At 46.8% G+C, this 21,230-nt stretch carries 21 protein-coding genes; 14 read left to right on the forward strand and 7 right to left on the reverse strand.

Annotated features, from left to right (window positions below; genetic code table 11):
• Positions 1–41: 41 nt before the first annotated feature.
• Together hslO and hslR are read right to left on the reverse strand one after the other, a co-directional pair.
• Entirely contained in the window at positions 42–935 is an 894-nt protein-coding gene (gene hslO / locus MSG38_RS21235) for an Hsp33 family molecular chaperone HslO (protein ID WP_019826486.1), read from the reverse strand.
• A gap of 18 nt (positions 936–953) precedes the next feature.
• Positions 954–1,340 carry a ribosome-associated heat shock protein Hsp15 gene (gene hslR / locus MSG38_RS21240; protein ID WP_248402540.1) on the reverse strand — a complete coding sequence of 129 codons (387 nt, stop codon included), beginning with the start codon at positions 1,338–1,340 and terminating at the stop codon, positions 954–956.
• A 331-nt stretch (positions 1,341–1,671) separates the two neighbouring features.
• On the opposite strand from hslR, the gene gspC reads away from it, so the two are divergent.
• The 12 genes from gspC to MSG38_RS21300 all read left to right on the forward strand — a co-directional run bounded on the left by gspC (position 1,672) and on the right by MSG38_RS21300 (position 13,208).
• Positions 1,672–2,553, forward strand: a complete 882-nt coding sequence (gene gspC, locus MSG38_RS21245) for a type II secretion system protein GspC (RefSeq protein WP_059021855.1) — start codon at positions 1,672–1,674, stop codon at positions 2,551–2,553.
• A 41-nt stretch (positions 2,554–2,594) separates the two neighbouring features.
• The gene (gene gspD, locus MSG38_RS21250; protein WP_048607616.1) at positions 2,595–4,619 is read left to right on the forward strand and encodes a type II secretion system secretin GspD; all 2,025 of its coding nucleotides are present in this window, start codon (positions 2,595–2,597) and stop codon (positions 4,617–4,619) included.
• On the forward strand, positions 4,619–6,121 hold the full coding sequence (gene gspE, locus MSG38_RS21255; protein ID WP_248368845.1) for a type II secretion system ATPase GspE: 1,503 nt from the start codon (positions 4,619–4,621) through the stop codon (positions 6,119–6,121). Before gspD ends, gspE begins: the two co-directional genes overlap by 1 nt.
• A 1-nt stretch (position 6,122) precedes the next feature.
• Entirely contained in the window at positions 6,123–7,343 is a 1,221-nt protein-coding gene (gspF, locus tag MSG38_RS21260; protein WP_017062486.1) for a type II secretion system inner membrane protein GspF, read from the forward strand.
• Between the two features lie 88 nt (positions 7,344–7,431).
• Positions 7,432–7,875 (forward strand): type II secretion system major pseudopilin GspG, encoded by a 444-nt coding sequence (gspG, locus tag MSG38_RS21265; protein WP_017062485.1) that lies wholly within the window; start codon positions 7,432–7,434, stop codon positions 7,873–7,875.
• 64 nt (positions 7,876–7,939) lie between these two features.
• Positions 7,940–8,533: a type II secretion system minor pseudopilin GspH gene (gene gspH, locus MSG38_RS21270; RefSeq protein WP_050652108.1), complete on the forward strand. Its 594-nt coding sequence runs from the start codon at positions 7,940–7,942 to the stop codon at positions 8,531–8,533.
• Positions 8,520–8,915 (forward strand): type II secretion system minor pseudopilin GspI, encoded by a 396-nt coding sequence (gene gspI / locus MSG38_RS21275; protein ID WP_048607624.1) that lies wholly within the window; start codon positions 8,520–8,522, stop codon positions 8,913–8,915. Before gspH ends, gspI begins: the two co-directional genes overlap by 14 nt.
• Positions 8,902–9,669 carry a type II secretion system minor pseudopilin GspJ gene (gene gspJ / locus MSG38_RS21280; RefSeq protein WP_065675965.1) on the forward strand — a complete coding sequence of 256 codons (768 nt, stop codon included), beginning with the start codon at positions 8,902–8,904 and terminating at the stop codon, positions 9,667–9,669. The genes gspI and gspJ overlap by 14 nt, the downstream gene beginning before the upstream one ends.
• On the forward strand, positions 9,653–10,702 hold the full coding sequence (gspK, locus tag MSG38_RS21285; protein ID WP_248402541.1) for a type II secretion system minor pseudopilin GspK: 1,050 nt from the start codon (positions 9,653–9,655) through the stop codon (positions 10,700–10,702). Before gspJ ends, gspK begins: the two co-directional genes overlap by 17 nt.
• Positions 10,671–11,918: a type II secretion system protein GspL gene (gspL, locus tag MSG38_RS21290; protein ID WP_248402542.1), complete on the forward strand. Its 1,248-nt coding sequence runs from the start codon at positions 10,671–10,673 to the stop codon at positions 11,916–11,918. Before gspK ends, gspL begins: the two co-directional genes overlap by 32 nt.
• Positions 11,919–11,938: 20 nt before the next feature.
• Complete coding sequence (locus MSG38_RS21295) at positions 11,939–12,427, forward strand: type II secretion system protein M (RefSeq protein WP_019826466.1); 489 nt, start codon at positions 11,939–11,941, stop codon at positions 12,425–12,427.
• Position 12,428: 1 nt separating this feature from the next.
• Entirely contained in the window at positions 12,429–13,208 is a 780-nt protein-coding gene (locus MSG38_RS21300; RefSeq protein WP_050619720.1) for a type II secretion system protein N, read from the forward strand.
• A 103-nt stretch (positions 13,209–13,311) separates the two neighbouring features.
• On the opposite strand, the gene cysQ is transcribed toward MSG38_RS21300, so the two are convergent.
• The 4 genes from cysQ to MSG38_RS24040 form a co-directional block, all read right to left on the reverse strand.
• Complete coding sequence (gene cysQ, locus MSG38_RS21305) at positions 13,312–14,139, reverse strand: 3'(2'),5'-bisphosphate nucleotidase CysQ (RefSeq protein ID WP_048612454.1); 828 nt, start codon at positions 14,137–14,139, stop codon at positions 13,312–13,314.
• A 36-nt stretch (positions 14,140–14,175) separates the two neighbouring features.
• Entirely contained in the window at positions 14,176–14,727 is a 552-nt protein-coding gene (gene nudE, locus MSG38_RS21310; protein ID WP_019826462.1) for an ADP compounds hydrolase NudE, read from the reverse strand.
• Between the two features lie 288 nt (positions 14,728–15,015).
• A complete protein-coding gene (gene nfuA / locus MSG38_RS21315; protein ID WP_029405734.1) occupies positions 15,016–15,600 on the reverse strand; it encodes a Fe-S biogenesis protein NfuA in 585 nt (194 codons plus the stop codon).
• Positions 15,601–15,709: 109 nt separating this feature from the next.
• Complete coding sequence (locus MSG38_RS24040) at positions 15,710–16,423, reverse strand: ComF family protein (RefSeq protein WP_348983508.1); 714 nt, start codon at positions 16,421–16,423, stop codon at positions 15,710–15,712.
• Positions 16,424–16,516: 93 nt separating this feature from the next.
• Here MSG38_RS24040 and bioH point away from each other — a divergent pair, with 93 nt between their 5' ends.
• Both bioH and MSG38_RS21330 read left to right on the forward strand, forming a co-directional pair.
• Positions 16,517–17,293: a pimeloyl-ACP methyl ester esterase BioH gene (gene bioH / locus MSG38_RS21325; protein ID WP_248402544.1), complete on the forward strand. Its 777-nt coding sequence runs from the start codon at positions 16,517–16,519 to the stop codon at positions 17,291–17,293.
• 337 nt (positions 17,294–17,630) lie between these two features.
• Complete coding sequence (locus MSG38_RS21330) at positions 17,631–18,104, forward strand: hypothetical protein (protein ID WP_048618565.1); 474 nt, start codon at positions 17,631–17,633, stop codon at positions 18,102–18,104.
• A gap of 249 nt (positions 18,105–18,353) precedes the next feature.
• Here the strand turns inward: MSG38_RS21330 and MSG38_RS21335 are convergent, their stop codons facing one another.
• Entirely contained in the window at positions 18,354–20,684 is a 2,331-nt protein-coding gene (locus tag MSG38_RS21335) for a Tex family protein (protein WP_248402545.1), read from the reverse strand.
• Positions 20,685–21,230 lie beyond the last annotated feature (546 nt).

The following is a 21,230-nucleotide window of genomic DNA, read 5'->3' on the forward strand; positions in this document are numbered from 1 at the left end:
ACCTTTTTGGGGTAAATTACGTGTTTTTGGTACGCCGTAAATTAATGAACCGTATTGCTGCCTTTATCTGCTGCTTCTGCGTACAGTGCATCAACATCATTCTTGTCGAACGAGTAGTTTGTGCCACAGTAATCGCAGTGTAGACCAACGCTTCCTTCGGTGCTTAGGATGTCGTAGATCTCTTCTTGAGCAACAGTAATGATTGCTGCTGCACTTCGATCACGTGAACAGCCACAGAAGAACTCAACCGGTTGTGGTGTGAATAGCTGTACTTTCTCTTGGTTGTACAAACGGTAAAGCAGTTCGTTCGCTTCTAGAGTGAATAGCTCTTCGTTTTTCACTGTATCTGTTAGTTGCTCTAGATGCTCGAAGTCGTCTGGAGTACCAGTACCATCAGGCATTACTTGTAGCAACATACCTGCAGCGTGTGCTTTGCCTTCATGCTCACCAGTGCGCAGCCATAGACGAGTCTTAAGCTGTTCAGAGTTAGCGAAGTAGCCTTCAAGCACTTGTGCAAGCGTGTCACCTTCAAGACCAACGATACCTTGGTAACGCTCACCTTTCTTAGGATCAATGGTGATCACTAGGTGACCTTTACCCATTAGGTCGTGTAGACCTGCGTCGTCTGCGATATCGCCTTCAAAGCGAGCAACACCACGGATCTTCTGATCGTGATCGCCATTGATAACTGCTAGAGATACTGGGCCGTCACCTTGCAGTTGCATCGTGATAGAGCCTTCAAACTTTAGGGTCGCCGTTAGTAGCGTCGTTGAAACCAGTAGCTCACCCAACAGCTTTTGTACTGGAGCTGGGTATTCCTTGCTAGAAATAATCTGTTGGTACGCTTCGTCCATCTGTACCAATTCACCACGTACTGATAGGTCTTCAAATAGGTAGCGATTTAAAACATTACTTGTAGACATTGGGTCTGCCATTTGGCTATTCCTTCTAGCTTATTGAGTCTTGAACTTGATGATGTCACGACGTTGCTTTTTATCTGGGCGACGTTCTGGTGCTGGGCTATGAGCATTTAGCTTGCGCTGTTGTGCAAACTCTTCTCTTTTTGCCAAGCTTTCGGTGGTTTCTTCATAGAGGGTTTGAGCGATCGGGGCTCCACCACGATGGGTTGAGATTTTCTCGATCGTTACCGTCTTTTCTTCATTACCTTGGCGCAGTGTAATCACAGCCCCAAGTTCGACAATCTTACTTGGCTTGCTGCGCTGACCATTATAGTGGACTTTGCCACCATCGACCATGTTGCGAGCAATAGACCGGGTTTTGTAAAAACGAGCTGCCCACAACCATTTATCGAGTCTGACAGCTTCATTAGCAGTTTTCATATAGGGCTGTGCCTTATTAAGTGAGAAATGAATGCGGTTTAACTGTAATGAACAGTGCGCAACATGTTTTTGATGATGCTTATCACATTAAGTAGAAGCTTAAAGTGGAGGCGGTTAGCATTTTTTTCAAGTCATAATACAAAATAGCCATGTTATGCCGATTTATCGATTTGCTATGATATAGTTCAGGATCTTATTGCTTAAATAAGCTTGGTATCGAACGAATGAATAAAAAAGCTGAAAGTTTAATGATTTGCAGCGTTTGTCGTCATGAAAAGGGACTAGGAAAGTGAACTTTTTAGAGCTCAAAAATCGCGTGGGGAGTTCTCCTATGTTGAGCCGCTTATTAGAGAATGGATTTGTACTTCAGCAGAAACTAAGCTTAGCGACCTGTTGTGTATTGATTGCAGCTTCCGCATGGATTTTAGGACAGCTTGCATGGTTTATCGAACCTGCTGAGCAAACTGTCGCGCCTTGGGCAGCAACCGCTTCATCATCTTCAGCACCTCAATCGACCCTTGATATCTCTTCTTTGCAGCAGAGCAACATGTTTGGTGCTTACAACCCAAGCACGCCCGCTGTGGTTGAACAGCAAGTTATCCAAGATGCGCCTAAGACGCGATTAAATCTCGTTTTAGTGGGTGCAGTAGCGAGCTCGAATCCAAAACTGAGCTTAGCGGTGATCGCCAATCGCGGCACGCAAGCGACCTATGGTATTAATGAAGAGATTGAAGGCACTCGAGCCAAGCTAAAAGCGGTATTAATCGATCGCGTGATCATTGATAACTCAGGACGAGACGAAACCTTGATGCTTGAAGGCATTGAGTACAAGCGCTTAGCGGTATCAGCGCCTGCAGCACCTCGTAGCTCTTCTTCAGTTCGTGGTAATAACCCGGCTTCTGCAGAAGAGAAGCTTGATGAAATTAAAGCGAAGATAATGAAAGATCCGCAACAAATCTTCCAATATGTTCGACTGTCTCAGGTGAAGCGCGATGATAGCGTTATTGGTTATCGTGTGAGCCCTGGCAAAGATTCAGAACTTTTTAACTCAGTAGGGCTCCAAAACGGAGATATTGCTACTCAGTTAAATGGTCAAGACCTGACTGACCCCGCCGCTATGGGCAACATATTCCGTTCTATCTCAGAGCTGACAGAGCTAAACCTCGTCGTCGAGAGAGATGGTCAACAACATGAAGTGTTTATTGAATTTTAAAACTTTGCGTCTAACGAAGGACGAAAGTGTAGGAGAAGTACGTGAAGCATTGGTTTAAGAAAAGTGCATGGTTATTGGCAGGAAGCTTAATCTGCACACCCGCAGCCATCGCGAGTGATTTTAGTGCCAGCTTTAAAGGCACTGATATTCAAGAGTTTATTAATATTGTTGGTCGTAACCTAGAGAAGACCATCATCGTTGATCCATCGGTGCGCGGAAAAATCGATGTACGCAGCTACGACGTATTGAATGAAGAGCAATATTACAGCTTCTTCTTAAATGTATTAGAGGTGTATGGCTACGCGGTCGTCGAAATGGACTCGGGTGTTCTTAAGATCATCAAAGCCAAAGATTCGAAAACTTCGGCAATTCCAGTCGTCGGTGACCGTGATTCGATCACTGGCGACAGTGTAGTTACCCGTGTTGTGACGGTACGTAATGTCTCGGTTCGTGAACTTTCTCCTCTGCTTCGTCAACTGAACGACAATGCTGGCGCGGGTAACGTTGTGCACTACGACCCAGCCAATATCATCCTCATTACAGGCCGAGCGGCGGTCGTAAACCGTTTAGCTGAAATCATCAAGCGTGTTGACCAAGCAGGTGATAAAGAGATTGAAGTTGTTGAGCTAAAGAACGCTTCAGCGGCAGAGATGGTGCGCATTGTTGACGCTCTAAGCAAAACCACAGATGCGAAGAATACGCCTGCATTTCTACAGCCTAAATTGGTTGCGGATGAGCGTACCAATGCGATTCTGATTTCAGGTGACCCTAAGGTTCGTAGCCGATTAAGAAAGCTTATCGAGCAGCTTGATGTCGAAATGGCAACTAAGGGTAACAACCAAGTAATCTACCTTAAATACGCAAAAGCAGAAGATCTTGTTGATGTGCTGAAAGGCGTGTCGGACAACCTACAATCAGAGAAGCAGTCATCAACCAAAGGCAGCTCATCGCAACGCAACCAAGTAATGATCTCAGCTCACAGTGATACCAACTCTTTGGTTATTACTGCACAGCCAGACATCATGAATGCCCTGCAAGATGTGATCGCTCAACTCGATATCCGTCGTGCTCAGGTATTGATCGAAGCCTTGATTGTCGAAATGGCAGAAGGTGACGGCGTTAATCTTGGTGTGCAGTGGGGTAACTTAGAAACGGGTGCAATGATCCAGTACAGCAACACTGGTGCGTCGATTGGTGGCGTGATGGTTGGCCTAGAAGAAGCAAAAGATTCTACGACAACCACCGCTGTTTATGACTCTGACGGAAAATTCCTACGAAATGAAACTACCACTGAAGAAGGTGACTATTCAACCTTAGCTTCTGCACTTTCAGGTGTTAATGGTGCAGCCATGAGCGTGGTGATGGGGGACTGGACAGCTTTGATCAGTGCGGTAGCCACCGATTCAAATTCCAACATCCTATCTTCTCCGAGTATCACGGTAATGGACAACGGCGAAGCGTCATTCATTGTGGGTGAAGAGGTTCCCGTTCTGACAGGCTCGACGGCGGGTTCAAGTAACGATAACCCATTCCAAACGGTTGAACGTAAAGAAGTGGGCATCAAACTGAAAGTGGTCCCACAAATCAATGAAGGCGATTCTGTTCAGCTGAATATTGAACAAGAAGTATCGAACGTATTAGGCGCAAACGGTGCGGTTGATGTGCGTTTTGCTAAACGTCAATTGAATACGTCGGTGATTGTTCAAGATGGCCAAATGTTGGTGCTTGGTGGCTTGATTGACGAGCGTGCATTAGAGAGTGAGTCTAAAGTACCATTCTTGGGTGATATCCCAGTGCTAGGGCACTTATTCAAATCTACCAGCACTCAGGTTGAGAAAAAGAACCTAATGGTATTCATTAAGCCAACCATCATTCGTGATGGCATGACGGCGGATGGTATCACTCAGCGTAAATACAACTTCATCCGAGCTGAGCAGTTGTACAAGGCAGAGCAAGGTCTGAAACTGTTGGATGACGATAACATCCCGGTATTGCCTAAATTTGGTGCCGATATGAATCACCCGGCTGAAATCCAAGCCTTCATCGATCAAATGGAAACAGAATAATGGCTGAATTGGTAGGGGCGGCACGTACTTATCAGCGCTTGCCGTTTAGCTTTGCGAATCGCTACAAGATGGTGTTGGAATATCAGCACCCAGAGCGTGCGCCGGTACTTTATTACGTGGAGCCTCTAAAATCGGCGGCGATCATTGAAGTAAGCCGTGTGGTGAAAAATGGCTTCACGCCACAAGCGATCAGCGCAGACGAATTTGATAAAAAATTAACCGATGCGTATCAGCGTGACTCGTCGGAAGCTCGTCAGCTAATGGAAGACATTGGTGCCGACAACGACGATTTCTTCTCATTAGCAGAAGAGTTGCCACAAGATGAAGACTTGCTCGAATCGGAAGACGATGCGCCAATCATCAAGTTAATCAATGCGATGTTGGGTGAGGCGATTAAAGAAGGCGCTTCGGATATTCATATCGAAACCTTCGAGAAGTCACTGTCTATCCGTTTCCGTATTGATGGTGTGTTACGTGATGTGTTAGCGCCAAGTCGTAAATTGGCTCCGCTGTTAGTTTCGCGTGTGAAGGTTATGGCTAAATTGGATATTGCGGAAAAACGCGTGCCACAGGATGGTCGTATTTCTCTGCGTATCGGTGGCCGAGCGGTCGATGTTCGTGTATCAACCATGCCGTCTTCGCACGGTGAGCGTGTGGTAATGCGTCTGTTGGATAAGAACGCTACTCGTCTAGACTTGCACAGTTTAGGCATGACGGCCGAGAACCACGAAAACTTCCGTAAGCTTATTCAGCGCCCACACGGTATTATCTTGGTTACCGGCCCTACAGGTTCTGGTAAATCAACGACTTTGTATGCTGGCCTGCAAGAGCTCAACAGCAACGAGCGAAATATTCTAACCGTTGAAGACCCAATCGAATTCGATATCGATGGTATTGGCCAAACACAAGTGAACCCTAAGGTTGATATGACCTTTGCGCGTGGTTTACGTGCCATTCTTCGTCAAGACCCGGATGTGGTAATGATTGGTGAGATACGTGACTTAGAGACTGCAGAGATCGCTGTTCAAGCCTCTTTGACCGGTCACTTAGTAATGTCGACTCTGCATACCAATACGGCAATCGGTGCGATTACGCGTCTACGTGATATGGGCATCGAACCCTTCTTGATCTCTTCTTCACTGCTGGGTGTTTTGGCTCAGCGCTTGGTTCGCACCCTGTGTAACGACTGTAAAGAACCTTATGAAGCGGATAAAGAGCAGAAAAAACTGTTTGGGTTGAAGAAGAAAGACAGCCTGACGCTTTACCATGCCAAAGGGTGTGAAAGCTGCAGCCACAAAGGCTATCGAGGCCGTACCGGTATTCATGAGCTATTGATGATTGACGATTCGGTACAAGAGCTGATTCACAGTGAAGCTGGTGAACAGGCAATTGAGAAAGCAATTCGTGGCACAACACCAAGTATTCGAGATGATGGCTTGAGCAAAGTTCTGAAAGGGGTAACGTCCCTAGAAGAAGTGATGCGCGTGACCAAGGAAGTCTAGTATGGCGGCATTTGAATACAAAGCACTGGATGCCAAGGGTAAAAGTAAAAAGGGCTCGATTGAAGCGGATAACGCTCGTCAAGCTCGCCAGCGCTTAAAAGAACAAGGCTTGATGCCGGTTGAGATGACCGAAGCTAAAGCTAAAACAGCGAAAGGTGCTCAGCCTTCGACCAGCTTTAAGCGTGGTATCAGCACGCCAGACCTTGCTTTGATTACTCGCCAAATTTCCACCTTGGTGCAATCAGGCATGCCGCTAGAAGAGTGCTTGAAAGCCGTTGCCGAACAGTCTGAAAAACCTCGTATTCGAACCATGTTACTGGCGGTTCGTTCGAAGGTGACGGAAGGTTATTCGCTAGCGGATAGCTTGGCTGATTACCCTCACATCTTTGATGAACTGTTTAGAGCTATGGTCGCAGCTGGTGAGAAATCGGGTCACTTAGATGCGGTATTGGAGCGACTGGCCGATTACGCAGAAAACCGTCAGAAGATGCGCTCTAAGTTGCTGCAAGCGATGATCTACCCTGTGGTGCTGGTGGTGTTTGCGGTGACGATTGTTTCGTTCCTGCTGGCAACCGTGGTACCTAAGATCGTTGAGCCTATTATCCAAATGGGCCAAGAACTTCCTCAATCGACGCAATTTTTATTGGCATCGAGTGAATTTATCCAGAATTGGGGCATCCAATTACTGTTGTTGATCATCGGTGTGATTGTATTGATTAAGACCGCGCTGAAAAAGCCGGGTGTTCGCATGAGTTGGGATCGCAAGCTATTAAGCATTCCACTAATCGGCAAAATCGCGAAAGGGATTAATACCTCTCGTTTTGCACGAACACTCTCTATCTGTACTTCGAGTGCGATTCCTATTCTTGAAGGGATGAAAGTAGCGGTCGATGTGATGTCGAATCACCATGTTAAACAGCAAGTAACACAGGCGTCAGATAGCGTTAGAGAAGGGGCGAGCCTGCGTAAAGCACTCGATCAAACCAAACTCTTCCCTCCAATGATGCTGCATATGATCGCCAGTGGTGAGCAGAGTGGTCAGTTAGAGCAAATGCTGACAAGAGCGGCGGACAACCAAGACCAAAGCTTTGAATCGACCGTGAATATCGCGTTAGGTATCTTTACACCAGCACTTATCGCTTTGATGGCAGGCCTAGTGCTGTTCATTGTGATGGCGACCTTAATGCCGATGCTTGAAATGAATAATTTAATGAGCGGCTAAATGACTGCTCAAAAGACGTTAGTTTTTGGATTATCGAGAAGAAGGACACTATTACCTTCAACTCGCTGTCTGTAATTTGGAGAAAATAATGAAAAACAGAATGAAGAAACAATCAGGCTTTACTCTACTCGAGGTGATGGTTGTTGTGGTTATCCTTGGCGTATTGGCGAGCTTTGTTGTACCTAACCTATTGGGTAACAAAGAGAAGGCCGATCAACAAAAAGCCATCACTGATATCGTGGCGTTAGAGAACGCGCTAGATATGTACAAACTGGATAACAGCGTTTACCCAACAACGGATCAAGGTCTTGATGCATTGGTTTCTAAGCCAAGCAGCCCAGAGCCTCGCAACTACCGTGACGGTGGCTACATCAAGCGTCTGCCAAACGACCCATGGGGTAACGAGTACCAATACCTAAGCCCTGGTGATAACGGCACTATCGATATTTTCACTCTTGGTGCTGATGGCCAAGAAGGTGGTGAAGGTATTGCTGCGGATATCGGCAACTGGAACATGCAAGACTTTCAATAGGCTTCTGCTTATTGTTGCTTGATACGTTATTGATGGTAGGACGTAAACAGATGGAGTCTACAAGGTGAAAACTAAGCAAATACAGCCAGGTTTCACCTTGATTGAGATTCTTTTGGTGTTGGTATTACTGTCAGTAACGGCGGTTGCGGTGATCGCGACCATTCCTACCAATAGCAAAGATGTTGCTAAAAAATACGCTCAAAGCTTTTATCAGCGAGTTCAATTACTCAATGAAGAGGCTATTTTGAGCGGTTTAGATTTTGGCGTTCGAGTTGATGAAAAGAAATCGACCTATGTACTGATGGCGCTTAAATCTGAAGGCTGGCAAGAAGTCGATTTTGAAAAAATCCCCTCTTTAACTGAACTACCGGAAGAACTCGCATTGTCACTGACCCTAGGTGGTGGCGCATGGGAAGACGATGATCGGTTGTTCAATCCAGGAAGCTTGTTTGATGAAGATATGTTTGCTGATCTTGAAGAGGAAAAGAAGCCGAAACCACCACAGATCTACATCTTGTCGAGTGCTGAAATGACGCCATTTGTATTGTCGTTTTATCCAAATACCGGAGACACCATACAAGATGGTTGGCGTATTCGAGTATTGGACAATGGTGTGATTCGACTGCTAGAACCGGGAGAAGAAGATGAAGAGGAATAACCGTTCTCCTTATCGTTCTCGTGGTATGCCCCTTGGTTCTCGAGGAATGACGCTGCTTGAGGTATTGGTTGCACTCGCTATCTTTGCGACTGCGGCGATCAGTGTGATTCGTGCTGTCACTCAGCACATCAATACCCTCAGTTATCTAGAAGAAAAAACCTTCGCTGCGATGGTCGTTGATAATCAAATGGCTTTGGTGATGCTGCATCCTGAGAAGCTAAAAAAAGCGCAGGGCACACAAGAGTTGGCCGAGAGAGAGTGGTTTTGGAAGGTCACGCCAATCGATACTAGCGATGATTTATTAAAGGCGTTTGATGTGAGTGTGGCAACCAGTAAACAAGCTTCTCCAGTGGTCACGGTGCGCAGTTATGTGGTTAATTAAAAGCGTGTCGTTAGCTCAGAGCAAGTCGCTAAGTAAGAGCATGTCCGCCAATAAACGTGTGCCTCGTAAACAAGGACTATCTTCGAAAGGGAGAGGCTTTACCTTAATTGAGGTTTTGGTCTCGATCGCTATCTTTGCCACGTTAAGCATGGCGGCTTATCAGGTAGTAAATCAGGTTCAGCGCAGCAACGAGCTTTCAATCGAGCGCAGTGCTCGTTTAAATCAACTGCAACGTAGCTTAGTCATTTTAGATAATGATTTTCGCCAGATGGCGGTACGACAATTTCGCACCAACGGTGAAGAAGCATCATCTAAGCTGATCTTAATTAAAGAGTATTTACTGGATTCCGACAGCGTTGGCATCATGTTTACTCGCCTTGGCTGGCATAACCCACAACAGCAGTTTCCTCGCGGAGAAGTCACCAAAGTGGGTTACCGCATTAAAGAAGAAACGCTTGAGCGTGTGTGGTGGCGTTACCCCGATACCCCTGCAGGTCAAGAAGGTGTGATTACGCCTTTGCTTGATGATGTTGAAAGCTTGGAATTCGAGTTTTATGACGGAAGCCGCTGGGGTAAAGAGTGGCAAACCGACAAATCTCTACCGAAAGCGGTAAGGTTAAAGCTAACCTTGAAAGATTATGGCGAGATAGAGCGTATTTATCTCACCCCTGGTGGCACGCTAGATCAGGCCGATGATTCTTCAAACAGTGACTCTTCAAGTAGTAATGAGGGGAATAATGACTCATCGAACTAATAAGCTTGTACTGACAAGATCTGCCATGGGGCGCAAGCAGAGTGGTGTCGCGCTGATCATTATCCTGATGCTATTGGCGATCATGGCAACTATCGCTGGCAGTATGTCGGAACGTCTGTTTACGCAATTCAAGCGCGTTGGTAATCAACTGAATTACCAACAGGCTTATTGGTACAGCATTGGCGTAGAAGCGCTGGTGCAAGACGGCATTAGGCAAAGCTACAAAGACAGTGATACCGTCAACTTGAGTCAACCATGGGCGTTAGAAGAACAGGTATACCCATTGGATTATGGTCAAGTTAAAGGCCGTATCGTTGATGCTCAGGCGTGTTTTAATCTCAATGCGTTGGCTGGTGTGACGACGACTTCAAGTAACCAAACGCCTTATTTAATTACGGTTTGGCAAACCTTGTTGGAAAACCAAGACGTTGAGCCTTATCAGGCCGAGGTTATCGCACATTCAAGCTGGGAATTTGTTGATAGTGATACCCGAACCACCTCTTCAGCAGGTGTCGAAGACAGTACTTATGAGGCGATGAAGCCATCTTATTTGGCAGCGAATGGCTTAATGGCGGATGAGTCCGAGCTACGAGCGGTTTATCAAGTCACGGGAGAGGTGATGAATAAGGTTCGCCCCTTTGTTTGTGCTCTGCCGAGCGATGATTTCCGTTTGAATGTGAATACTCTTACGGAAAAGCAGGCGCCGTTATTGGAAGCGATGTTTGCCCCCGGCTTAAGTGAATCGGATGCCAAACAGCTGATAGACAAACGCCCATTCGATGGCTGGGATACGGTGGATGCGTTTATGGCTGAACCTGCCATTGTGGGTGTGAGTGCCGAAGTCAGCAAAAAAGCGAAAGCATATTTAACTGTAGATAGCGCCTATTTTGAGCTAGATGCAGAGGTATTAGTTGAGCAGTCACGTGTACGTATACGGACGCTTTTCTATAGTAGTAATCGAGAAACAGTGACGGTAGTACGCCGTCGTTTTGGAGGAATCAGTGAGCGAGTTTCTGACCGTTCGACTGAGTAGCGAACCACAAAGCCCTGTGCAGTGGTTAGTTTGGTCGACAAGCCAACAAGAAGTGATAGCAAGTGGCGAACTGTCTAGCTGGGAGCAGCTTGATGAGTTAACGCCTTACGCTGAAAAGCGCAGCTGTATCGCTTTATTGCCGGGAAATGAATGCTTAATTAAGCGTGTTGAGATCCCGAAAGGTGCTGCTCGCCAGTTCGATTCTATGCTGCCGTTTTTATTAGAAGACGAAGTCGCACAAGATATCGAAGACTTACACCTGACGATTTTAGATAAAGACGCAACGCACGCGACAGTGTGTGGTGTCGATCGTGAATGGTTAAAGCAAGCGTTAGACCTGTTTCGCGAAGCCAATATTATCTTCCGTAAGGTTTTGCCAGATACACTGGCCGTGCCTTTTGAAGAGCAAGGCATCAGTGCATTGCAGATCGACCAGCATTGGCTATTACGCCAGGGTAACTCTCAACATCAAGGTAACTATCAAGCCGTATCGATCAGCGAAGCATGGTTACCGATGTTTTTGCAAAGTGATTGGGTTGTTGCTGATGACGAAGAGCAAGCGACGACTATCTTCAGCTACACCGCAATGCCGAGCGATGACGTTCAACAGCAAAGCGGTGCGAATTGGCAAGCAAAGCCTGCGGAATTAGTGATGTCTTTGCTGAGCCAGCAAGCGATCACAAGCGGCGTAAATTTACTGACTGGCACTTTTAAAACCAAATCTTCATTCAGTAAATATTGGCGCGTTTGGCAGAAAGTGGCGATTGCTGCTTGTTTGCTGGTGGCTGTGATTGTGACTCAACAAGTGTTGAAGGTTCAACAATACGAAGCTCAAGCACAAGCTTACCGCATGGAGAGTGAACGTATTTTCAGAGCAGTGCTCCCAGGTAAACAACGTATCCCAACAGTGAGCTATCTTAAGCGTCAGATGAACGATGAAGCCAAGAAATATGGCGGTTCAGACGAGGGTGACTCCTTACTAGGCTGGCTAGCGTTATTGCCAGAAACGCTAGGTCAGGTGAAATCAATTGAAGTCGAAAGCATTCGCTACGATGGCAATCGTTCTGAGATTCGACTACAGGCGAAAAGTTCTGACTTCCAACATTTTGAGACCGCAAGAGTGAAGCTCGAAGAGAAATTTACCGTCGAACAAGGTCCGTTAAACCGTAATGGCGATGCCGTATTTGGCAGCTTTACTCTTAAACCCCATCAATAACCTGCGTAAGGAGATCAGTGATGAGAAATATGATTGAGCCACTCCAAGCGTGGTGGACTTCAATAAGTCAAAGAGAGCAACGATTAGTTATTGGTTGCTCAATTCTATTGGTGGTCGGTGTCGTTTATTGGGGGCTAATCCAGCCACTCAGTCAGCGAGCTGAACTCGCGCAGACTCGTATTCAAAGCGAGAAGCAACTACTGGCTTGGGTAACCAATAAAGCCAATGAAGTGGTTGAACTACGAGGCAGTGGTGGCATTAGTGCCAGTCAACCTCTGAACCAATCTGTGCCTGCTTCTATGCGTCGCTTTAATATCGAGCTGATACGTGTGCAACCACGGGGCGAGATGCTGCAAGTGTGGGTAAAACCAGTGCCTTTTAATAAGTTCGTTGACTGGCTAACATATCTGAAAGAAAAACAGGGTGTTGAGGTCGAGTTTATGGATATTGATCGCTCTGATAACCCTGGGGTTATTGACGTCAACCGACTACAGTTTAAACGAGGTTAATGTGAAACGCGGTTTATCTTTTAAGTATGGCCTGCTCTTCAGTGGCATCTTTATCGTCTTTTTCTCGGTTAGCTTGTTGCTGCACTTGCCGGCTTCTTTTGCTCTAAAGCAGGCACCTGCTGTGCGCGGTTTGAGTATCGAAGGCGTAGAGGGCACCGTTTGGCAAGGCAGCGCTAACAATATCGTGTGGCAGCGCATCAATTACGGTTCAGTGCAGTGGGACTTCCAGTTTTCTAAGCTATTCCAAGCTAAAGCAGAACTGGCGGTTCGTTTTGGTCGTAACAGCGACATGAACTTGTCAGGTAAAGGGCGTGTCGGGTACAGCATGAGCGGCGCATATGCAGAGAACTTAGTGGCTTCAATGCCTGCTATGAACGTGATGAAATACGCTCCAGCCATTCCAGTACCGGTTTCTATTGGTGGGCAAGTTGAACTGACGATTAAGCATGCGGTTCACGCTCAGCCTTGGTGTCAATCTGGCGAAGGTACATTGGCTTGGTCTGGTGCCGCAGTCGACTCTCCTGTTGGTTCGTTAGACCTTGGCCCTGTGATTGCGGACATAACCTGTGAAGACAGCACAATTGCAGCGAAAGGCACTCAGAAGAGCGATCAGGTAGACAGTGAGTTCTCAGCGAGCGTAACACCTAACCAACGCTATACGTCGGCAGCATGGTTTAAGCCGGGTTCGGAATTCCCGCCAGCGATGCAGAGTCAGCTGAAGTGGTTGGGCAACCCTGATAGCCAAGGTAAGTACCAGTTTACTTATCAAGGGCGTTTTTAGCTAAACAGCTAAGGGTTACTAAATTACGAGATATAAAAAACGGGCACCTCATTGAGGTGCCCGTTTTGTTTGAATCATTAGAGCTACAGCGAAGCAAATTCGCCTAGTCTTTGCCTTGTAAGATCTCTGCCCACGGTAAATCTGCATCACCGAGTACAATGAAGTTCGGGTTTTCTAGCGTTTCTCTTTCATTGTACGAAAGCGGCTCTAGCTGAGTACTTAAGATACGTCCGCCAGCTTCTTCAACAATGCACTGGGTTGCGGCGGTATCCCACTCCCCGGTTGGTCCAAGGCGCAGATAACAATCCACAGCCCCTTCTGCCACTAAACATGCCTTAAGCGCTGCTGAGCCTAGAGGAACCAAATCATAATTCCATGCTGAGCTCATACGGCTAGTGATGCGATTGATGTCTTGGCGACGGCTGATCGCCATGGCGATTGACTGGTTTGGCAGCTCGTGACGATGCGTTTTGATTTTCACGCTGTCATTAAGGTCTGGGATCTTCCAAGCGCCTTTGCCACTGTAAGCGTAATAGCTCACACCAGAAACGGGTGCGTATACCACGCCCATTACTGGCTTGTTATGTTCGATTAGGGCGATAATTGTCGCGAAATCACCACTTCGTGCGATGAACTCCTGGGTACCATCCAGTGGGTCAACCAACCAGTAGCGATCCCACTGAGAACGTTGCTCTAGGCTGATGTCCGCGGCTTCTTCAGACAACACTGGAATGTCAGGCGTGAGCTCACTGAGTTTTTTCGAGATCAGCTTATGCGCTGCTAGATCGGCACTGGTGACAGGTGTGTCGTCACTCTTGGTGAACTCTTCGTAATCTTTTTTCTCGTAGATCTCTAAGATGAGTTGGCCAGCAGAGCGAGCAATCTCAATGACAGAGGGTAGGAGGTGAGACAAATCTTTTGTTATTGGCATAAATGTTCTCTTACTCTTAGAGCGAGCCTGAATGTTCTAGTTATTGTTTAATACACGAAGGCTTAAAAGCAGGGCTGTAATACTACGAGCCTCACAGAAATCGAGATGTGTTAACAGTTCTTCGGCTTGAGCAAGTGGCCAGCGCACAATGTCGAGTGGCTCTGGCTCATCACCTTCTAGCTTTTCTGGGTAGAGGTCTTCTGCGATAAACAGCGTCATTTTGCTAGAGAAGTAAGAGGGTGCAAGGATCACTTCCTTCAGCGGAGTCAGCTTGTTGGCACCGAAGCCAATCTCTTCTTTGAGTTCGCGAACGGCGGCTTCGTTTGGCTGCTCACCTGGGTCGATAAGCCCTTTAGGAAAACCCAGTTCATAGCGTTCTGTGCCCGCTGCATATTCACGTACCAACAGAATATCGCCTTGTTCAGTAATCGGAACCATCATTACTGCGTTGCGGCCGCTAGGCTTCATGCGTTCGTAAGTGCGCTGTTCGCCGTTTGAAAAGCGTAAATCGAGAGACTCGATAGAGAATAGTTTTGATTGAGCGACAGTTTGCTGAGCCAAAATCTCTGGCTTGGTCCTTTTTGTCATTGCGCTCGCTCCTTAGCTCATTGGAATTCTTTCTTATAAAGTCATTCTAATATAGGGGAAATGACGTTGAGTTCCTAGATCCGAGTTTTCATATCCTAGAATTATTAGAGCAGGAACCGATTGCGATCACTTGAATACCTTACTCAAGATGGTAACCAACCGAGAATTCTGGTTATTTCGTTCAGGAATACAAGAGCATAGGGGGAGCGTATCCACTTAGCCCTAAAACAAAAAAGGTTGATGCTTGCGCATCAACCTTTTAATCAGCGATTCATACTAACTGAGTAATTAGTAGTAAGAGTGCTCACCACGATCGTGCTCAGTTGCATCACGAACAGCAGTCAGTTCACCTTCGAATTGTTGAAGAAGTTCTTTCTCGATGCCTTCTTTTAGCGTTACATCAACCATAGAACAACCGTTACAGCCGCCACCGAATGCAACGATAGCAGCGCCGTCTTCAGTGATTTCAACCAAGCTAACGTGACCACCGTGACCAGCAAGCTGTGGGTTAACCTGTGTTTGGATTGCGTATTCAACGCGTTCTACAAGTGGTGCATCATCAGATACTTTACGCATTTTAGCGTTTGGTGCTTTAAGCGTTAATTGAGAGCCCATTTTATCAGTCACGAAGTCAATCTCAGCTTCGTCTAGGAATGGTAGGCTTAGCTCATCTACGTATGCAGAGAATGCTTCGAAAGAAAGCTTTGTATCAGACGCTTCGATAGCATCTGTTGGGCAGTAAGAAACACCACACTCAGCGTTTTGTGTGCCTGGATTTACCACGAACACACGAATGTTTGTACCTTCAGGCTGCTGTGACAGCAGATTGGCAAAGTGAGTTTGAGCTGTTTCTGTAATAGTAATATTTGACACGACGAATACCTGAGTAGATTTGTAGGTTATTAGCGCCATTCTACTCCTGTCAGATTTGTAATTCAGCCCTTTTTTGTTGGATTGCTGTACAAGTAGTGATTCACAGCTTTTATCCAGAGGGCTCAGGAGTGCGGCAGATGCAGTAAATATCAATCCTTTTAACGCCCACTTCAAGTAGTAATTGGCATAATTGATACACAGTACTGCCGGTGGTTACAACATCATCAATTATCGCGACGTGAGAGGGGATAGTTCCTTGAAAGTCTTGTTTTCGCAGCGCAAAAGCGCTCTTTAGATTGTGTAATCGTGCGGATTTAGTCAGCCCCTGCTGGGAAGCCGTTGAGCGAATTCGACGAAATAACACATCACTTTTAACGCCAAGCTCTTGAGCCGTGTAGTTGGCTAGCAGCTGACTTTGATTAAAGCCGCGATGAGTGTATCGGCGCCAATGCAGCGGCACGCTGGTGATCAGCGGAGCAGGATGCTCGATACGTGAAGCCAATAGCTTAGATAGATCACGTGCAAACCAAAACTTTTCGGCGTACTTCATTTGTTGAATGTAACCTGCTGTTGGGAAGGTGTAGTCCCCAACGCAATAGAGACGATGCCACGGCGGTGGTTTTGATAAGCACTCGCCACATTGTTCGACAGTGGTGACTACTTTTAAGCCACATCGCTGACAGCGTGGCACTGGCTCAAAGAGTTTGAGACAAGAATTGCACCATCGAGGATGTGTATCACTGGGCAGTTTATCGAGTTTGCACAGGTGGCATTGAGGTGTGACCAGACGTGGTGTGTGTTTTTGTAGCCAATCGGATAACATAGCTCGCGATGCTTTTGGGTTATGGTGTTCCTTTTGCTAACCATACTGAAAAGCGCGGATTATCGCTGATGGAAAAAGTAGGGAATATTGAGAATGAGTGACGCGTTATATTGGCATGTTTCTGGGCAAGGGCCTGATTTAGTACTGGTTCACGGCTGGGGAATGAACGGTGCGGTATGGCAGCAAACCGTAAATGCATTACAAGCTAATTTTCGAGTGCATGTTGTCGATTTGCCAGGGTATGGACACAGCGCGCACTGCCACGCTCAAGATCTTGAAGAGATTGCTCAGCAACTGTTGGCCGAAGCACCAAAGCAAGCGATTTGGGTAGGTTGGTCACTTGGAGGTTTGGTCGCAACGCACATGGCTCTCCATCACTCAGATTACGTAAGCAAGTTGGTGACTGTCGCCAGCTCTCCGAAATTCGCGGCTGCAAAAGAGCCCGTGTTATGGCGAGGCATTCAGCCCAACGTATTAAGCGCATTCACCGAACAGCTAGTTGAAGATTTCCAAACCACCATCGAACGCTTTATGGCATTGCAAGCCATGGGTAGCCCTTCAGCAAGGCAAGATGTAAAACAGCTCAAGCAAGCGGTGCTGTCTCGCCCGTTGCCGAACCCTGAATCATTATTGGCAGGATTAAAGATGTTGTCGGATGTCGATCTGCGTGAACAACTGCCTGAGATTTCAGTGCCAATGCTGCGCTTGTATGGTCGATTAGATGGATTGGTGCCAATCAAGGTTGCAAAAGACTTGGGGAATGCTCTGCCTCATACTGAGCAATACATTTTCACTCAGTCTTCGCATGCACCGTTTATGACCGAAGCCGATGCCTTTTGCAGTGAGCTTGTCAGCTTCGCACAAAAATAATTGCTAAATATATATCCGGCTTGGTCGATATATAACCTAATACCAATCAAAGTAAGTAAGTGTTCAAAAATAGCGTAGGAAAAAGGCTTGAGAACAAGGCAGAGCTTTTTGATAAGTAGTTATTCTACAATCAAAAGCTCTAACGCCGTTATCGAGCATTTTAACAAGCTAGGATGAGCAGTTATTTACTACGATTGGTATAACACCAACGTGTTGCATGATACTCAGACCTAACTCTCTCCAGAGTTGATTGCGCTAAGTTGGGCTATGCCTGTTGTGCGTTCTCGGTACAACAGTGTTATGGCAATAGTGATGGGCGATTCTTGAGGAGTTCGCGATGATTGTGTCACCTGCAACTGCAGTGAGTGTGCCACTTATCGCCCCGTCCGTTAATGTGCAAACAGAGCAAGTTGCGCGTGATAATAGAGTTCGAGAGCCTGTTGCTCCCGCAGTAGCGTTGGCGAAAACCAATGCAGAGCGAAAGGTAAAATCGGACGATAAGCGAAGGCAGCAGTCGGCTTGGGATCCTTCAGACCATCCGGGTTATGAAATGGAGAACGAGTCAGAGGCCAATTCGATTAGCCAAGAAGAGCCACAAGATCCTTTTGATAGGTTGTTCAGCTTGTTGGCACTGAGAACTTACAGTGCTGACCAAGGAAAGGGCTATACCATGCGTTTTCGCCTGCCAAAGCATGTTTTAGATGCGGCGATTCAGGAGGGACAGATGGAGAAACGACGTAAGGTCATAAAATATCATTATGGTCATGCTGTTGCGCCTCATGCTCCATCAGAGATGCTGGTCGTGTTGTAATTATACTCTTCATACTTGAAGCCGCAGCGTTGTTAACTGCGTAAGTTCACCCTAATCACATAGAACCCCTATGCTCATAGGGCTGAACTTACTTGTTGCCTAGCTGCAACTCCAATTATTTTGAGTATAAGCACGAAGAGTACAACCAAGCTTCGATGTCTTTTTTGAACACATAATAAAAACCTGCATACCCTAAGGGATGCAGGTTTTTTGTTTTAGGCGAATCCGTTTTTTAGATGAGCTAACGGATTATTTTTTCGCTTTAGCAAATGCAGCAGCGAACGCACCACCCATCGCTGCGTTTTGTTGCGGCTCCTCACGACGGCGTTGTCCACCTTGTGAATTTTGGTTCGGGCGGTTTTGCGTGCGAGGTGCACTTGAACGTTGCGCGCGGTTGTCTTGGCCTGGTTCATCTTTCATACGCATGCTTAGCGCAATACGCTTACGCTGAACATCGACTTCCATTACCTTCACCTTGACGATGTCACCGGCTTTCACCACTTCACGTGGGTCAGAGACAAAGCGATCGGTGAGCGCTGAAATATGCACTAAACCATCTTGGTGAACACCAATATCAACGAAGGCACCAAAGTTAGCCACGTTCGATACCACACCTTCTAAGATCATGCCCGGTTCTAGATCTGAAACACTGTTAACGCCATCGGCGAAGGTTGCAGTTTTAAATTCAGGGCGAGGGTCACGGCCCGGTTTATCGAGCTCTTTGATGATGTCGGTTATCGTAGGAACACCGAAGTTCTCATTGGTGTAATCAACCGCATGTAAACCACGTAAGAAGTCTGTATTACCCACCAGAGACTTAATGTCTTTGTGGTTTTTCTCGGCGATGGCTTTCACTAATGGGTAAGCTTCTGGGTGAACCGATGATGCATCGAGAGGGTTTTTGCCGTCCATGATACGTAGGAAACCAGCACACTGTTCAAAGGCTTTTGGCCCCAAGCGAGCGACTTTTTTCAGTGTAGTACGTGCTTCAAAACGACCATTTTCATCACGGAAGTCCACGATGTTCTGAGCGATGGTGCTAGACAGGCCAGCAACACGAGTCAGTAGCGCAGCCGAAGCGGTATTCACATCAACACCAACCGCGTTTACACAGTCTTCGACAATCGCATCGAGGCGCTTAGCGAGCATGGTTTGGCTCACATCGTGTTGGTATTGGCCTACACCGATCGATTTAGGGTCAATCTTCACTAGCTCTGCCAGTGGATCTTGTAGACGACGAGCAATAGACACCGCACCACGGATTGATACATCCATGTTCGGGAACTCTTTTGCTGCTAGTTCAGACGCAGAATACACCGATGCGCCCGCTTCGCTAACAATGATCTTTTGCGCTTTTAGGTTGCCACGCTTAATTACATCAGCCACAAAGCTGTCGGTTTCGCGTGAAGCCGTGCCGTTACCAATCGCAATCAAATCAACATTGTATTGACGAACCATCTGCTCAACCACGTGTGCAGATTTATCGTATTGCTTTTGCGGTGGGTGAGGGTAAATCGTTTCTGTTGCCAGAACCTTACCGGTTGAATCCACGACAGCGATTTTCGAACCGGTACGTAAACCCGGGTCCAAGCCTAAGGTTGCTCGAGGGCCAGCAGGCGCCGCCATCAGCAGGTCTTTCAGGTTGGTTGCGAATACTTCAATCGCTTCGATCTCTGCACGCTCTTTCATCGCGCCCATCAATTCAGTTTCCATGTGCATAGAAACCTTGATGCGCCATGCCCAGCTAATCACTTGCTTACGCCAAGCATCCGCAGGTGCGCTGCTTAGGGTAATGCCGTAGTGATCAGAGATGATGTTTTCGCAGTATGAACCACGTACACCTTCTTCTTGCTCTGGGTCTGCGTTCATTGCCAGTGTTAGGAAGCCTTCATTTCGGCCACGCAACATGGCAAGTGCACGGTGAGACGGTACTTTGCTCAGAGCTTCGTTATGCTCGAAGTAGTCTTTGAACTTCTCACCTTCGTTCTCTTTGCCAGCCACAACACGAGCACCAAGCTCTGCATTGCGGTTTAGGTGTTGGCGAATCTTTTCAAGCAGGTTTGCGTCTTCCGCAATGCGCTCCATGATGATCGCACGTGCGCCATCCAGTGCAGCTTTTGTATCGGCAATGCCTTTATCGTTGCTGATGAAGTTAGCGGCTTCCGTTTCCGGATCGTGCTGTGGTTCATTCCATAACCTATCGGCGAGTGGCTCTAAGCCCGCTTCAATTGCGATCTGACCTTTGGTACGGCGCTTTGGTTTGTATGGCAGGTATAAATCTTCTAGGCGAGTCTTGCTGTCTGCTTGAGTGATATCACGCTCGAGTTCTGGCGTGAGTTTTCCTTGGTCTTGAATCGACTTAAGAATCGTTTGGCGACGATCGTCTAGCTCGCGAAGATAAGAAAGGCGGCTATCAAGGTTACGTAGTTGGGTATCGTCTAAGCCACCCGTAACTTCTTTACGGTAGCGGGCAATAAAGGGAACGGTGTTACCGTCGTCAATTAGGTTTACTGCGGCAGTGACTTGCTCAGAACGGACATTCAGTTCTTCAGCGATCAGTCGACAGATAGCTTGGCTCATCCGATGAATCTCTTATTTAATATCATGACAAATACATGGGGGTGAGCGTACGCTTTTTCTAGCTTTGGCTGTGTAATTATCCTGTCAGAAGTCGAATTTCCGTTTCTGATACCTGCTTTGTGCGAGATCTCTTACAAGTGATGTGAGACTAAGTCGCTTTAAACCGATGATATCGTCCTAAAATGACCGTAAGTGACTGATTTTATTTGATTGTGTGTTTATGGGCGTATTTCCTACCTGAAATGTTTTTTGCGACTATCTAGGAAACTCGCTCAATTACCGTAATATTTAACTTGTCGACAGGGAGTTGGCAGGAACAGGAAAAAGCCTAATGGACTAGGTATCTTCAGGATGAAGATTTGATTACTTAGGATGAGTGGTCAGCAAGGAAGTGATAATCTCTGGATGAGATTCGCCAGTCAGGATGACAGGCTAGAATGGACACCGCTAGGATGGCGATGAACAAAAAGGAAATTGGTTAAAGGATTTAGCCACTATCAAGGAAAGATGCAGGGAGCACCTTATCTCGAAGAGATAAACAGTAGC

Origin of the sequence: Vibrio sp. 1CM24A (assembly GCF_023161725.1) — a bacterium.
Taxonomy (GTDB): Bacteria; Pseudomonadota; Gammaproteobacteria; order Enterobacterales; family Vibrionaceae; genus Vibrio; species Vibrio coralliirubri.

Excerpts from the sequence above, each read along its gene's own strand:
- MSG38_RS21335 (WP_248402545.1), bottom strand. The coding sequence starts at position 20,684 with ATGAGCCAAGCTATCTGTCGACTGATCGCTGAAGAACTGAATGTCCGT.
- MSG38_RS21330 (WP_048618565.1), top strand. The coding sequence starts at position 17,631 with ATGATTGTGTCACCTGCAACTGCAGTGAGTGTGCCACTTATCGCCCCG.
- bioH (WP_248402544.1), top strand. The coding sequence starts at position 16,517 with ATGAGTGACGCGTTATATTGGCATGTTTCTGGGCAAGGGCCTGATTTA.
- gspF (WP_017062486.1), top strand. The coding sequence starts at position 6,123 with ATGGCGGCATTTGAATACAAAGCACTGGATGCCAAGGGTAAAAGTAAA.
- MSG38_RS21295 (WP_019826466.1), top strand. The coding sequence starts at position 11,939 with ATGAGAAATATGATTGAGCCACTCCAAGCGTGGTGGACTTCAATAAGT.
- gspI (WP_048607624.1), top strand. The coding sequence starts at position 8,520 with ATGAAGAGGAATAACCGTTCTCCTTATCGTTCTCGTGGTATGCCCCTT.
- gspE (WP_248368845.1), top strand. The coding sequence starts at position 4,619 with ATGGCTGAATTGGTAGGGGCGGCACGTACTTATCAGCGCTTGCCGTTT.
- hslO (WP_019826486.1), bottom strand. The coding sequence starts at position 935 with ATGGCAGACCCAATGTCTACAAGTAATGTTTTAAATCGCTACCTATTT.
- hslR (WP_248402540.1), bottom strand. The coding sequence starts at position 1,340 with ATGAAAACTGCTAATGAAGCTGTCAGACTCGATAAATGGTTGTGGGCA.
- gspK (WP_248402541.1), top strand. The coding sequence starts at position 9,653 with ATGACTCATCGAACTAATAAGCTTGTACTGACAAGATCTGCCATGGGG.
- gspC (WP_059021855.1), top strand. The coding sequence starts at position 1,672 with ATGTTGAGCCGCTTATTAGAGAATGGATTTGTACTTCAGCAGAAACTA.
- gspG (WP_017062485.1), top strand. The coding sequence starts at position 7,432 with ATGAAAAACAGAATGAAGAAACAATCAGGCTTTACTCTACTCGAGGTG.
- nudE (WP_019826462.1), bottom strand. The coding sequence starts at position 14,727 with ATGACAAAAAGGACCAAGCCAGAGATTTTGGCTCAGCAAACTGTCGCT.
- cysQ (WP_048612454.1), bottom strand. The coding sequence starts at position 14,139 with ATGCCAATAACAAAAGATTTGTCTCACCTCCTACCCTCTGTCATTGAG.
- MSG38_RS24040 (WP_348983508.1), bottom strand. The coding sequence starts at position 16,423 with ATGTTATCCGATTGGCTACAAAAACACACACCACGTCTGGTCACACCT.
- gspJ (WP_065675965.1), top strand. The coding sequence starts at position 8,902 with ATGTGGTTAATTAAAAGCGTGTCGTTAGCTCAGAGCAAGTCGCTAAGT.